Source organism: Petrocella sp., from assembly GCF_059865615.1.
Window position 1 is genome coordinate 20876 of sequence record NZ_JCBCDA010000054.1, and the last position, 15181, is coordinate 36056.

Annotated in this window: 13 protein-coding genes; all 13 read left to right on the plus strand. The window is 40.8% G+C overall.

Going from position 1 to position 15181, the window contains the following annotated elements; all coding sequences use genetic code 11:
- Positions 1 to 79 precede the first annotated feature (79 nt).
- The 13 genes from recA (at position 80) to AC6F8J_RS06490 (ending at position 15139) form a co-directional block, all read left to right on the plus strand.
- Positions 80 to 1171: a recombinase RecA gene (gene recA / locus AC6F8J_RS06430; RefSeq protein WP_500721910.1), complete on the plus strand. Its 1092-nt coding sequence runs from the start codon at positions 80 to 82 to the stop codon at positions 1169 to 1171.
- Between the two features lie 88 nt (positions 1172 to 1259).
- Positions 1260 to 1886, plus strand: coding sequence for a regulatory protein RecX (locus AC6F8J_RS06435; protein ID WP_500721912.1), 627 nt, complete (start codon positions 1260 to 1262; stop codon positions 1884 to 1886).
- Between the two features lie 158 nt (positions 1887 to 2044).
- A complete protein-coding gene (gene rny, locus AC6F8J_RS06440; protein WP_500721929.1) occupies positions 2045 to 3589 on the plus strand; it encodes a ribonuclease Y in 1545 nt (514 codons plus the stop codon).
- 280 nt (positions 3590 to 3869) lie between these two features.
- On the plus strand, positions 3870 to 5171 hold the full coding sequence (locus AC6F8J_RS06445) for an aspartate aminotransferase type Ic (RefSeq protein WP_500721914.1): 1302 nt from the start codon (positions 3870 to 3872) through the stop codon (positions 5169 to 5171).
- A gap of 147 nt (positions 5172 to 5318) precedes the next feature.
- Positions 5319 to 6749, plus strand: coding sequence for an adenylosuccinate lyase (gene purB / locus AC6F8J_RS06450; protein ID WP_500721916.1), 1431 nt, complete (start codon positions 5319 to 5321; stop codon positions 6747 to 6749).
- Between the two features lie 25 nt (positions 6750 to 6774).
- The gene (proC, locus tag AC6F8J_RS06455) at positions 6775 to 7572 is read left to right on the plus strand and encodes a pyrroline-5-carboxylate reductase (protein ID WP_500721917.1); all 798 of its coding nucleotides are present in this window, start codon (positions 6775 to 6777) and stop codon (positions 7570 to 7572) included.
- A 26-nt stretch (positions 7573 to 7598) separates the two neighbouring features.
- Entirely contained in the window at positions 7599 to 8141 is a 543-nt protein-coding gene (locus tag AC6F8J_RS06460) for an NUDIX domain-containing protein (protein ID WP_500721919.1), read from the plus strand.
- A gap of 186 nt (positions 8142 to 8327) precedes the next feature.
- Positions 8328 to 9215 carry a site-specific tyrosine recombinase XerD gene (xerD, locus tag AC6F8J_RS06465; protein WP_500721921.1) on the plus strand — a complete coding sequence of 296 codons (888 nt, stop codon included), beginning with the start codon at positions 8328 to 8330 and terminating at the stop codon, positions 9213 to 9215.
- A 190-nt stretch (positions 9216 to 9405) separates the two neighbouring features.
- Positions 9406 to 11304, plus strand: a complete 1899-nt coding sequence (phnD, locus tag AC6F8J_RS06470) for a phosphate/phosphite/phosphonate ABC transporter substrate-binding protein (RefSeq protein ID WP_500721922.1) — start codon at positions 9406 to 9408, stop codon at positions 11302 to 11304.
- A 573-nt stretch (positions 11305 to 11877) separates the two neighbouring features.
- The gene (locus tag AC6F8J_RS06475) at positions 11878 to 13773 is read left to right on the plus strand and encodes a polysaccharide biosynthesis protein (protein ID WP_500721923.1); all 1896 of its coding nucleotides are present in this window, start codon (positions 11878 to 11880) and stop codon (positions 13771 to 13773) included.
- Between the two features lie 34 nt (positions 13774 to 13807).
- Complete coding sequence (locus tag AC6F8J_RS06480) at positions 13808 to 14317, plus strand: PglD-related sugar-binding protein (protein ID WP_500721925.1); 510 nt, start codon at positions 13808 to 13810, stop codon at positions 14315 to 14317.
- Between the two features lie 25 nt (positions 14318 to 14342).
- A complete protein-coding gene (locus AC6F8J_RS06485; RefSeq protein WP_500721926.1) occupies positions 14343 to 14975 on the plus strand; it encodes a sugar transferase in 633 nt (210 codons plus the stop codon).
- Positions 14976 to 15013: 38 nt separating this feature from the next.
- Positions 15014 to 15139: a hypothetical protein gene (locus AC6F8J_RS06490; protein WP_500721928.1), complete on the plus strand. Its 126-nt coding sequence runs from the start codon at positions 15014 to 15016 to the stop codon at positions 15137 to 15139.
- Positions 15140 to 15181: the final 42 nt, after the last annotated feature.

A 15181-nucleotide genomic window follows, 5' to 3' on the forward strand; every position in this document is an offset into this window, starting at 1 on the left:
TGTACTATAATGAATAAAAGAACACACGTTCGATACAATATGGAAGGGGGAACCTAGTGGGTTGACCTAGGTATTTCTTATGACAAACGAAAAGACAAAAGCCCTGGAAGCGGCTATTACACACATCGAAAAACAATATGGTAAAGGTTCCATCATGAAGCTTGGAGAGAGCAATGAACATATGAATGTCAAGACCGTCCCTTCGGGGGCCCTTAGTTTGGACATTGCCTTAGGTGCCGGTGGGGTTCCAAGAGGTCGAATCATAGAGCTCTATGGGCCTGAGTCCAGTGGTAAGACAACTCTCGCCCTACATATGTTAGCAGAGGTTCAAAAAGCAGGCGGCGTCGCCGGATTCATAGACGCAGAACATGCTCTTGACCCAAGTTACGCCAAGAAGATTGGTGTGGATATCGACAACTTATATATCTCTCAGCCGGACAATGGTGAACAAGCCCTTGAGATCGCTGAGACCATGGTTAGATCCGGTGCTATTGACATCATCGTTATTGACTCTGTAGCAGCCTTAGTACCAAGAGCTGAGATTGAAGGCGAGATGGGCGATTCTCATGTTGGTCTTCAAGCAAGACTCATGTCCCAAGCCCTTCGTAAGATTGCAGGGATTGTATCTAAGTCTAACTGCATCGTTATTTTCATTAACCAATTAAGAGAGAAGATTGGAGTTATGTTTGGGAGTCCGGAGACAACCACCGGTGGACGTGCCCTTAAGTTCTATGCATCTGTTCGACTGGACATTAGGCGTATTGAGACCTTAAAGCAAGGCGTCAACATGGTGGGTAACCGTGTTCGCGTTAAGGTGGCTAAGAATAAGGTTGCACCACCTTTTAAGCTGGCTGAATTCGACATTATGTTCGGTGAAGGTATTTCAAGAGAAGGTGACTTACTGGACTTAGGTGTGGATCTGGATTTTGTACAAAAGAGTGGGGCATGGTTTTCCTATGGCGATATCCGTTTAGGACAAGGCCGAGAGAATTCCAAGATTTATTTGAAGGAGAACCCAGAAGTCTGTAACAGAATCGATGAACAGATTCGTAGCCATTACGGATTCGGAAAAACAAAAGAAGAGATTGCCATCGCCTTAGAAAAAGAAGAAGCAGACAAAAAAGCTTCAGACAAAAAAGGAACAGACAACAAAGCAGCAGAAAAAAAATAAGCCCCTCAAAAACATAACAAAGGCGACCTTGGTAGATTAAGGTCGCCTTTGTATATCGTGTGAATGGTATAAGGACAAAAAGGGTGACATGATGCGTATAGAAGAGATTCAAAAGTTGGAAAAAGGCAAGTATAAGATTATATTAGACAACGATGATTACGTCATCTTATATTATAAGGAGCTCAAAGCCTTCAAGATGGTCCAAGGAGGAGCCATCGAAGAGGACACATGGGAGCTGGCCACAAAAGCCATGACCACCAGGGGGAAGAAGCGGGTCTATCATCTCTTGGGCAAAAAAGATTATGTCATAGAAGAAATAAGGAAAAAGTTGATTAAAGAAGATTATCCGGTAACCATCATTGAAGCCATACTGGATTATTTTATAAAGCTTGGTTTTCTAAATGATGAAACCTATATCGAAAAATATTATAGGTATCAGAAAGCCACCAAGAGTCGACGGATGATTGAAATGAAGTTAAGTGAAAAAGGCATGCTAAGAGACACCATCAAAGCCTTCTTTGAAAAAGTAGACCACCGAGAAACAGAATATGAAACAGCGCGGAAACTCCTTGAGAAAAAATACAACAACAAAGCTGTAACAAGAGCAGAATACAATAAGATGGCCCGATTTCTAGCCTACAAAGGCTTTGATTATGATGTCATCCAATCCGTCATAATGACCTATCTTAAGACAAAAGACGAATGCGAAATGTGAATAAAGGATTGTTTATTTTGAAATGCTGTCATATAACTTGACATAATGCTTAAAAAAGTATAGAATTTACTTGTTGTAATTTTTTACAATTATATAGATTGTAAATTTACAATTTCGTACAATGAAAAGTGAATACAGAGGAGGTGTTATAGTTGGATATACTAAACATACTCATACCTGTTGTAGTGGCCGTTGTCGTTGGTACACTTGCATTTTATCTTGGTGTCATGTATAGAAAGAACGTTGCCGAAGCTCAATTTGGTTCAGCTGAACAAAAAGCCAGAAAGATTGTAGATGATGCGATTAAGGAAGGCGAAGCAATCAAAAGAGAAGCACGTTTAGATCTTAAAGATGAAGTATTTAAGATTAAAAATGATCTTGATAAAGAAGTTAAAGAGCGCCGCAATGAGTTAACCCGATTGGAACGTCGCATTCAGCAAAAAGAAGAAGCGATTGATAAAAAGGCAGATTCATTCGAGAAAAAAGAAGCTCAATTAGCCGCAAAAGACGAAAACCTCAACAAACTTAGAGATGAAGTAGAACAACTAAAACAGCAACACCTATCAGAATTAGAAAAAATCTCTGCATTAACTACCGAACAAGCAAAAGAATACCTTTTAAAATCAGTTAAAGAAGAAGTGCAACATGAAACAGCAGTAATCGTTAAGGAATTAGAAGCAAAAGCAAAAGAAGACGCAACAAAGAACGCAAGAAAGATTCTTGCAACAGCGGTACAAAAATGTGCAGCTGACCATGTTGCTGAAACGACTGTATCAGTAGTTCATCTTCCAAATGATGAGATGAAAGGACGTATTATTGGTCGTGAAGGACGTAACATCCGTACACTGGAGACACTTACGGGTATCGACTTAATCATTGATGATACACCAGAGGCTGTCATATTGTCAGGCTTTGATCCAATCAGAAGAGAAATTGCACGAATAGCCCTTGAAAAACTTATAGTGGATGGTCGAATCCATCCTGCAAGAATTGAGGAAATGGTAGAAAAAGCTAAGCGTGAAGTGGAACAGATCATACTTGAAGAAGGCGAAAACGCTACATTTGAGACAGGGGTTCACGGTATACATCCGGAACTTGTTAGATTGCTAGGTAAAATGAAATTCCGTACAAGTTATGGACAAAATGTATTGAAGCATGCTATAGAAGTATCCCACTTATGTGGCTTACTGGCCGGTGAGATCGGACTTGATATCCGTCTTGCAAAACGTGCAGGTTTATTACACGATATCGGTAAAGCTGTTGATCATGAAATGGAAGGCTCTCATATATCCATCGGAGCAGATTTGTGTAGAAAATACAAGGAATCGGAAGTTGTCATCAATGCTGTGGAATCACATCACGGTGATGTAGAACCAACGAACCTCATATCTGTTCTCGTACAAGCGGCAGACACAATATCCGCTGCAAGACCGGGAGCCAGAAGAGAAACATTGCATACATACATCCAAAGACTACAAAAACTTGAAGAAATTGCTGATGAATTTAAAGGTGTAGAAAAATCGTTTGCTATACAAGCAGGTAGAGAGATTCGAATAATGGTAATACCGGACCAAACAACAGATTTAGAGACGGTGTTACTTGCTAGGGAAGTTGCTAAAAAGATCGAGGAAGAACTTGAATACCCAGGCCAGATTAAGGTCAACGTAATCAGGGAAACCAGATCTATTGAATACGCTAAATAAAGTTAAGGCGTTATCTATTATAGATAACGCCTTTTTAAACACGTTTTTTAACCGGTATCAAAAGATATTTGAATCTAAAAAAATATTTTCTTGCATTAAAATAAAAATAGTCCAAATAAAAAGGAAAAATAGACCGAAAAATGAAAAAGCGCTTTTCAAATCTTGCAAAACATGCTATTCTATACATAGGCTGTTTCTAACAAACGGCTTATATGGTTAAAGTGTCAAACTTAATTATAATGCTTTAACCTTATATGTGTGTGATTTTTAGGAGGCGCTTATGGCATACTACTCTCAATTTTCAAAAGAATCCTTAGATGCGCTACGTCTTGAACTGGAACAGCAGTTGAAAAGATACGAAAGCGAAAACCATGACCTGAACATGGCCCGTGGTAAACCATGTTCCGATCAGTTGGATCTGTCTAACGCCCTGTTAGATATTAAGATACCACTAGAGAAGAACCCGAACGACGACTTTAGAAACTATGGTACCTTAGACGGTATACCCCAAACAAAGAACCTTTTTGCAGAGATCTTAGAAGTAGATCCTTCAGAGATTATCATAGGGGGGAACTCCAGCCTAAACATGATGTATAGCACTCTAGCCAAAGTCATGCTTTTTGGCACATCTGAAGAAGAGGTACCATGGTGTCAAATAAAAGACCTCAAATTCCTATGTCCTGTACCGGGTTATGACAGACACTTTGCCATATGCGAAAAATTCGGTATGGAGATGATCAACATAGATATGACCGACGAAGGACCGGATATGGACCGGATTGAAGCCTTAGTGGCAAAAGACCCATCCATCAAAGGCATCTGGTGCGTACCTAAGTTCTCTAACCCAACGGGAATTACTTATTCCGACCGTGTAGTGGAGCGCTTGGCCAAGATGAAGACGGCGGCCACAGATTTTAGAATCATATGGGACAACGCCTATGTGGTCCATGAACTTTATGATGATACACAGCCCCTTATGAACATTATGGATGCTTGTAAAGCCGTAGGAACAGAGGACCGTCCCTATCTTTTTACCTCCATGTCCAAAGTCACCTTTGCCGGCGCCTCAGTTGCAGCCATGGCAGCCAGCAAGAGCAACATAGATTTTATACTTGGCATCATGGGTGTTCAGACTATTGGATCGGATAAGATTAATCAATATAGACATTCAGCCTTCTTAAATGATCTGCAAGGCGTCAAGAACCATATGAAAAAACACGCCAAGATCATCAAGCCAAAGTTTGACATGGTCCTTAAGATATTAGAAGAGAAACTATCAGACCGTTATATCGCAACCTGGAGTGAGCCAAGAGGCGGTTATTTCATCAATCTAGATGTCATGGAAGGTTGTGCCAAAGAAGTAGTTTTGATGGCAGAATCAGTGGGCCTCAAGCTCACACCGGCCGGTGCCACTTACCCCTATGGCAAAGACCCATATGACCGCAACATACGTATTGCACCCACTTTTCCACCTATGGATGAGCTAGAAAAAGCCATAGAGATCTTATGTGTGTGCATTGAGTTGGTATCCATTCACAAATACATTCAGCGACTGGATCAAAAAACAGAAATAGCTCTATAATAAATAAAACAGATAGACTGAGAAAACACTTTTCTTAGTCTATTTCTACATTAACTTAACCACAGAAAGCCGAATATGTGCTATACTATTTTAAGAAAACCAAAAACATTTATAATACGAAGATCATCAAGTTGAAAGGATACCCATATGAACAATACATACGAAACCCCACTAGGATCTAGGTACGCCAGTCCGGAAATGCTCTACCTTTTTTCACCGGATAAGAAGTTCAAGACCTGGCGTAAGTTATGGATTGCTTTAGCAGAAGCAGAGAAAGAACTGGGACTGGATATAACCGATGAACAGATAGAGGAACTAAAAGCCTATGCAGAAGACATCAATTACGACGTTGCCATAGCCAGAGAAAAAGAAGTCAGACATGATGTTATGGCCCATGTATATGCCTATGGTGAACAAGCCAAAAAAGCCAAGCCCATTATTCATCTAGGTGCAACCAGCTGCTATGTAGGGGACAACACAGACATCATCATCATGAATGAAGCCTTATCCTTACTAAAAGACAAGCTGATTAATGTCATAGACAAATTAGCAGCCTTTGCCATGACCTATAAGGACATGCCCACACTTGGCTTCACCCATTTTCAACCGGCACAACTCACCACCGTTGGTAAGCGAGCCTGCCTATGGTTAGAGGACTTATTATTAGACCTTGAAGACATGAACCATCAACTCTCCAAAAGACTTCTAAGAGGCGCAAAAGGCACCACAGGCACCCAAGCGACTTACCTAAGTCTTTTTGATAACGACCATGAAAAAGTTAAGAAGTTAGATGAGCTTATCGCTATGAAGGTAGGCTACACCTCCTCCTATCCTGTAACAGGACAGACATACCCTAGGAAGTTAGATTCACAATTTTTGAACATCTTAAGCGGCATCGCTCAGTCAGCCTATAAGTTCAGTAATGACATGCGTCTATTACAGAACCTAAAAGAAATGGAAGAACCTTTTGAGAAAAGCCAGATTGGATCCTCAGCCATGGCCTACAAGCGTAATCCTATGCGTACAGAGCGTATTTCATCTCTAGCTAGACATGTAATCTGTAACGCCCTCAACCCAGCCATCACCGCTTCAACCCAGTGGTTTGAGCGAACCTTAGATGACAGTGCCAATAAGCGTTTGGCTATACCGGAAGCTTTTCTTGCCGTAGATGCCATACTTGAGATCTTCATGAATGTAGTAGACGGTCTTGTTGTCTACCCGAAGGTCATCCGTAACCGGGTTATGAGTGAACTACCTTTTATGGCCACGGAGATCATCATGATGGAAGGGGTCAAAAGAGGGGGCGACAGACAAGAACTGCATGAACTGATTAGAACCCACTCTATGGCAGCCGGAAAGCAAGTTAAGATGGAAGGCTTGCCCAACGACTTAATCGAACGGATCTTAGCCGATTCCCAGTTTAAGATGACAGAAGAAGAGATGTATGCCATCTTAGAACCGGAGAACTTTGTAGGACGTGCACCCCAGCAGGTGGATGACTTCATAACAGGCAATGTAAGGCCCATATTAGAAGCAAACAAAGCCATATTAGGAAAAAAAGCGGAACTGTCCGTTTAGACCCTAGAACAAGGAGGCAGCTAGCATGAAAATTGGATTCATCGGCATTGGAAATATGGGGTCTGCCATGTTAAAAGGCGCATCCACAGCACTAGATAAGACCAACCTGACCTATACAGACATCAACAAGGACCTGATGGAACAGATCAAAGCAGAAACAGGTATACCCTACGCAGAAGATAACCTCAGCCTGACAAAGTCCGTAGACATCATTGTACTGGCAGTCAAGCCTCAGTATCTAAAAGCAGTCATGGAAGACATTCGAAGTTATGTTAAGCCCACACAGATCATTCTATCCATCGCCCCCGGTATCACCATAGAACATATCAAAAACACCTTAGGAGAAAAAACCAGAGTGGTGCGCAGTATGCCAAACACACCGGCCCTTGTTCTGGAAGGCATGACGGGGTATTGTTTTTCTCATGATGCTTATAGTCAAGCAGAAATGGACTTCATACGGACATTTTTTGAATCCTTTGGTCGAGGCGTAGAACTTTCAGAACATCAACTGGATATGGTGGTCCCAATATCAGGGAGTTCACCGGCTTATGGCTTTATGATGATTGAGGCCATGGCAGATGCCGGTGTCCTTATAGGCTTGCCAAGGCAGATCAGTTACGAACTGGCGGCTCAATCCATGTTAGGCGCCGCCCGGATGGTACTTGAGACCAAGGCCCATCCAGCAGCTCTAAAAGACGCGGTATGTTCGCCAGGCGGAACCACCATAGAAGCCGTCCGAGTTCTTGAGAAAAATGGCTTCAAGAGCAGCATCATAGAAGCCATGGTGGCTTGTTATGAAAAGACCAAAACATTTGATAAATAAGTTTTAAGCTAAAAGAAGGAGGGCCCATGGAAAAAAAATTCAGACGTATTAAGCGTACCGAGATCCACAAAGGCAAGCGCGTCCATCTCTTTCATGACCGATTGCTAACACCCACTGGCAAAGAAGTGGACTGGGAACTGATTATGCATCCTGGTGCATCGGCGATCATACCCATAGATGATGAAGGCAAGATTGTCATGGTGCGACAGTACAGGAACGCCAGTGACGACTATACCTTAGAGATTCCGGCTGGAGTATTTGATACACCGGACGAAGACCCACTGGTCTGTGCCAAAAGAGAACTAGAAGAAGAGATCGGCTACACCTCAGAAGATGTAACCTTTTTGTACAAATTCTTCTCAAGCATTGGCATATGTGATGAAGTCATTCATATCTTTGTAGCAAAGAACCTAGTCCAAAGCAAACAGAACTTAGATGAAGACGAGTTCGTCACAATTGAGCGTTACACCTTAGATGAACTGGTCGATATGGTCTTTGATGACCGATTGACCGACAACAAAACCATATCAGCCATTCTGACCTACAAGGTCAGCTTGGAAAGAGCATAAGGGCCTTATTAGAGAAGATGAGAATGAGGCGGCCCAAGAAGAAGAGACCAATGGTTTCTTCTTCTTATCCGTTTTAAGCATTTTCACCAAAATATCCACGAAAATGAAAAAGATTTTGGTAATTGTCGACTTTTTTCTTTGGCTTTGGTATAATTAAACCATCTTATAAGTTTGAAGGGTATAGTCATGAAACTAAGTGTGAAGGAATTCCTCGTGTACCTAGACCAAGTAAAAGGTGCATCAGACAATACAATTAAATCCTACAATAGGGATGTCAACCATTTTATCGAGTTTATACAAGGACATTTCGACACCAAAGAACTAAGTGACATAACAGGCACCCAACTGAATGCATATATCAAAGCAATGGAAGACAAAGGTAGAGCGCCTTCAACCATTTCCAGAAATATGGCTTCACTTAGGTCCTTTTTCCAATATCTATTGCGCCGTAACCTCATTCACAAAGATCCTACAGAGATGTTAATCACGCCAAAGGTGGAGAAAAAAGCACCGGAGGTTTTGAGCTTTGAGGAGATTGAGCTTTTATTGGCTCAACCTTACGTTAATGATGACAAAGGCATTCGAGACAAGGCTATGCTAGAATTGCTGTATGCTACAGGGATTAGGGTTACTGAACTCATTGGACTAAGTGAAGATGACATCAACATTACGATGGGTTACATCAAATGCTCATCCTCTAAAGGTGAACGGATTATACCGGTTGGACAAGCCGCACAACTGGCATTGTTCAAGTATATGAACGGGTCGCGCAACCAAATGATCAAAGAAACCAACGAAAAGACACTTTTCGTCAGTTGTCTTGGCGAGTCTATGAGCCGCCAAGGGTTTTGGAAGATCGTCAAGTTTTATTCAAAAAAAGCCGGAATCAGAAAAAAAATAACACCCCACATTTTAAGACATTCCTTTGCCAGCCATTTGGTTGAGAACGGTGCAGATCTAAGATCCGTTCAAGAGATGCTTGGCCATGCCAATATCTCAACAACCCAGGTCTATTCAAAACTGAATGATTTTAAACTAAGGGATGTTTATATAAAAGCGCATCCAAGGGCTTAACTTATTAACCAATTACATAAGGACTGTTAACCATAGGTTGTTCTAGACTTTTCATTATCAAGATGATACAATAACATAAGTGTGTCTATAGGATGATAAGTTAAATCAGCCAAGGCATTAACCGATTCAGTAAAAATTAACTTGTAGTAAGAATATGATATAATGGGATGGTGACATAATGAATCAGAAGATGAAATTTTATTTAGTTGCAGGCATTGGGTTACTGGCAGTTCAAGGGATTACAATCTTTCTAAGCATGGGAACTTGGATTGATTTGGCTCTAACCCTTGTACTTAGCATTCTTGTTGTAATGGCAGCAGACAGAATGTTAAACGTTACAAAGGTACAACAAGGACCGGATGGTTCACAGAAGGCGACTCAGTCAAGTGCCATGTCCGATAGCTTAAAAACAGGACTGGACGAGAAATTGTTTAACATAGCAGAAGGCATGGGCTTTGATTCACAACAACTTCTGTGGTTGTCTCAAGACAACATTAACACCTTCAATAAGCTGGCCAAGATCTCTTATGAGATAGAAGGCTTTAGTGAGCAAAACGCAGCAAGTTCAGAAGAAATCAATGCAAGTATTAATGAATTGGTAGGCACCTCTACCAATCTAAACACCAGCGCCTTAGAGATTGAAAGACATTCTCAGACTTCCATAGAGATGCTGGAGAAGAACAAAAATACCATACAGAGCATCGGTGATTTCATGCTCAGTTTGAATGAAGTGACCACCGTAGCCACAGACAACAACGTGGAACTACAAAGCTCATCCAATAAGATCTATGAGATCGTCGACTATATCCGTAAGATCTCCAGTCAGACCAACCTACTTGCCCTCAATGCAGCCATTGAAGCAGCAAGAGCCGGAGAAGCTGGACGCGGCTTTGCCGTCGTTGCCACAGAGATTCGTAAGTTGGCAGAGCAGACCGATGAAGCCATCTCCGTTATAGAAGGTGTGGTCAAGAATATCCTAACGAAGATTACTACATCCAATAACGCCATGAGCGAGATTGGTGATCGTATGAATGACGTGGATAATGTTATCAAAGAATCTTCGGAAGTTATAAACGAGATTGAAGGCATTTTAAACGAAGTCAAGACGAATATATCTGAATTAACCAGGGTATCTCTGGTTCAGAAGAACACCACCATGGAGATTGAAAAAGCCATTGAGGATGTTACTTCAGCAGTAGAAGAAACCCACAACATTACTTACAAGTCCATTGAGATGGTAGAGACACAGAACAAGAAGAACGGGGAAGTCCTTGAGTTCTGTAACAAGATCAGTGAGATGGCAGAAGACCTACAAAAAGAAGCGGTTAACTTCAAGAAAGACAATGAGATCATTTTCGGTGTCAACCCCTTTATCGCACCTGAAGCCATCAAGAAGATGTACGTACCCATCCTTGAACGGGTTTGTAGCAGCGTTGGCCTAAAAGCCAGAACCATCATTGTAAAGAACTATGACGCTCTAAGCGACAGTGTCAAAAACGGTATCATTGATATCGGATGGTTCTCACCTTTTGCCTATGTCAACGCCAAAGAAGAAGCCGATGTTAAGCCGGTAGTCACACCAAAAGTAGGGGGCAAGAGTTCCTACAACGGTTATATTATCGCTCGTAAGGACGGTAGTGTTAAGAGTATGAATGATCTAAAAGGCAAAGCCTTTGGCTATGTGGATGAGAAAAGCGCTTCCGGTTACCTATATGCTAGAGACAGCATCAAAGGCAACAACATGAATCCAGATACACTGTTTAGTAAAGTGCTGTTTCTTGGTAACCATGACAACGTCATAAACGCTGTAATGCAAGGTGAAGTAGATGCAGGCGCTACCTTCAATGAAGCTTTTGAAGCAGCGACAATAAACGGTATCCGCACCAATGAGTTAAGTATCATATCCAAGACCGATGACATACCAAAAGACGTTCTAGCAGCTAGAAAAGATATGTCCGATGAGATCATTGTTAAACTCAAAAAAGCCTTTGTAGAATTTGACAACTACGCAGGCATCGAGACCAAGGTCCAAGGCTTCATCGAAAGCCATGACGAGCAATATGATGTAATAAGAAGATTAAACAAATAAAAAAATAAAAGAAGTAAAAGAAGAAGCTAAGAGATAGATATATCTAAGCTTCTTCTTTTTTTTCCTGAATCTATGGTCATATAGGGTGGTTAAATTGTCCTAATAGATGAAAAAATAAAAAGACTGTCTTGACAGAAATCCCAATAAACTATATACTTGTTTATGATATAGTTTACTTATAATTATTTAACATATTGGTATAAGCGTCAAGAAAAAATTACACTTTTACCACATCTTAATATTGAATCAAATGGCCTTTCGTGCTATACAGCATATGGATTTATACTTTTATAAATCAAGCGTAACAAGGGGAAATAATCATAGAGCATACAAAAAGAAAGCTCAGATTAGATAATAGGGAGAGTAAAGCGTAACTGCATGTTTGAACCAGATCACAAAAGCATACCCTAACCCTTATATAATTAAATAGTATCAAGTTATGCATAATATCAACAAGCTTTTTTGTTGTGCAATAATAAGAAAAAGACATTCATGTGCGTCGGTATTTTGATAATTCAACGCGTTAAAGTAGAACAAGGACCTTGTGCAAGCATAAAGGAAGAAGGATAAAACATGGTAGAAAGATTTAGTAGACAAATATTTTTAATAATAACAGATATTTTGGCAGTTAATGGGGCCTTTTTATTAGCGCTATTTTTACATAATGAAGGTAACATACCAAAGACGACCATTGTTGCCTATATAGCAGCAGCCTTAGTCCTCACCATAGGTAAGCTTTTCATCTATAAGTTTTTTGGATTATATAACAGTCTATGGGCATACGCTTCTGTAGAAGAATTAATGAAAGTTGTAGTAGCTGGTATTATAGCCAATGTGTTTGGGACCATATATTTGCTCTCTATGGGCATTAGATTGTATTTTGGTGTCTATATTATCGGTGCCATCCTTGAGATAACCATTGTTGGTTGTATTCGATTCAGTTACCGGTTCCTAAGAAGAATCAAGAACCATTATCCAGTCACCAGACAAGAAAATTTCAAAAACATACTCGTTATCGGAAGTGGCTCAACAGGCTCCCTTATAGCGACAGAGATTAAGAACCACTCAACCACTTATGGACAAGTAATCGGTTTTATTGATAATGATAAACATAAGTTGAATAAAACCATAGCAGGCGTGAAGATATTAGGTAACTATCACGACATCTATAGTGTAGCCCACCGGTATAGGGTGGATGAGATTATTATAGCTGTGCCTACGGTATCTTCATCCGTAATGAAGTTGATTATAGAAGAAAGTAAGCGTACCAATGCCAAAGTAAGAATCATGCCAGGTATTAGAGAAGTCATTGATGGTCAAGTATCTCTTAGCAAGATTAGAGATGTTGAGATTGAAGACTTACTAGGACGCGATATGGTTAACTTGAATGTAACAGAAGTGGCCAGTTACATCGAAGACAAAGTCATCATGGTTACCGGAGGTGGTGGTTCCATTGGCTCTGAACTATGTCGTCAGATTGCCAGATTCTTACCATCTAAGCTCATTGTCCTAGATATTTATGAGAACAATGCTTATGATATTCAGAACGAACTAATTCGAGAATATAAAGACAAATTGAACTTAGATGTAATCATCGCCTCAGTCAGAGACCGAGATAATATCTTCACCATCATAGAGCAAGAGGCTCCGGATGTTATCTTCCATGCAGCAGCCCACAAACATGTCCCACTCATGGAGCGGGCACCCAAGGAAGCCATTAAGAACAATGTCTTTGGGACTAAGAACGTAGCAGAAGCCGCTCATAAGTTCGGCGTTGAACGGTTCGTTATGATCTCCACAGACAAAGCGGTCAACCCAACCAACATCATGGGTGCCAGTAAGCGGATCTGTGAGATGATCATCCAAGGCCTCGCAAAAGAAAGCAAGACCAAGTTCACCGCCGTAAGATTTGGCAACGTCCTAGGCAGCAATGGTTCCGTCATCCCTCTCTTTAGAAAGCAGATTGAAGAAGGTGGACCGGTGACCGTGACCCATAAAGAGATCGTCCGTTATTTTATGACCATCACAGAAGCAGCCCAACTGGTCATTCAGTCCGGTGCCATCGCAAAAGGTGGTGAGATCTTCGTCCTAGATATGGGAGAACCAGTTAAGATCTATGATCTAGCCGTTGACCTTATTAGGCTATCCGGTCTCAAGATCAATGAAGACATCAAGATCAAAGTCACTGGCCTAAGGCCCGGAGAGAAGCTCTACGAAGAACTCCTTATGGCTGAAGAAGGCTTGCAAGACACTAAGTATGAGAAGATCCATATTGGTCAACCGGGAGACATCAACTACCATGAATTAAAAAGAACCTTAAATGAACTTTTGGTGATTCTCAAATCACCGGAAACCGACAAACTTATAGAGATGGTGCAAGACATAGTTCCAACTTACCGAAACAACTTAGAAGTGAACAAAGAAAACAAGCATCAGAAAGAAAACTCAGACAAATACAAGTTGGTCTAATGATAGTAAGGGTCAAGGCAAGGAGTGTGATGAATTGAACTTATTGATTATTGGCGCAGGTGAGCATGGATCAGTCGTTAAAGAGACAGCAGAAGCCATGAATAAATTCATAAAGATAGACTATCTTGATGATCAATCAGACCAAGCCATAGGAAAGTGTAATGCATATGAGACATTCATAGAAGACTATGTCTATGCCTTTGTGGCCTTGGGTAATAATGAGACCAGAAGTCATTGGTGTAAGAAATTAGAATTGGCTGGGTATCAACTTCCTATTCTAATACATCCTACAGCTTATGTGAGCCCATCAGCCAAGATTGAATTAGGCGTAGTGGTACTTCCTCGTGCAACAATCCATACAAAAGCAGTCATAAAACAAGGCACCATCGTTGGCATAGGAAGCTTAATAGATCATGATGCTACCATCAATGCCTTTTGCCACATCAACACAGGTGCCATTATAAAAGCAAGAGCAACACTTAATCATTACTCAAAGATTGATACAGGAGAAACATACCCAAAGGAGCCGTTTAATCAAGAATAGAGATATGAGTTAGGGGGGTAAAGATATGGCATATTTAAAAGTCAAAAGAGGCATAGACATTATACTATCGAGTTTGGGACTTATACTATTGGCGCCGGTTTTCTTAATACTTATAATAGCCATTAAGCTAGATTCAGAAGGACCGGTCCTCTTCAAACAGAAACGAGTGGGAATCCATAAGCATCATTTCGATATTCTAAAATTCAGAACCATGCGTATAGACACACCAAGAGATACGCCTACACACCTCCTAGAGAACCCAGACCAATGGATTACAAGTGTGGGTAAGTTCTTAAGGAAGACAAGCTTAGACGAACTACCTCAGATCATCAATATCTTTCGAGGTGAGATGAGCATCATCGGTCCAAGACCGGCCTTATGGAATCAGTATGATCTCATAGAAGAAAGAGACAAATACGGAGCCAATGATGTACCCGTTGGCCTCACAGGTTGGGCCCAGATTAATGGTCGAGATGAACTTGAGATTGAAGTCAAGGCAAGACTTGATGGAGAGTATACCAAGAAGATGGGCTTATGGATGGATATGAGATGCTTCTTCAGTACCTTCCTATGCGTACTCAGAACAGAAGGTGTTGTAGAAGGTGGCACCAAGATGAAAGTCACTTCACTACAATCATCGGACAACATAAATACATAATGAAAAATAATACATTACTTAAAGAGGAGGTGGATAAAATGTACGTAATCATCAAAAGACCAGAAGAAAGCTTTGCATTAAGTAAAAAGGCCTATCATTTTATCCCCTATGCTCTTAATTCATATTACGAATCAAACTTGACTCCAAGGGACCAGTTCTCTTAACAAGAGAGCGTGCTACCCATAGAGTCATTTTCATGTTCAAAA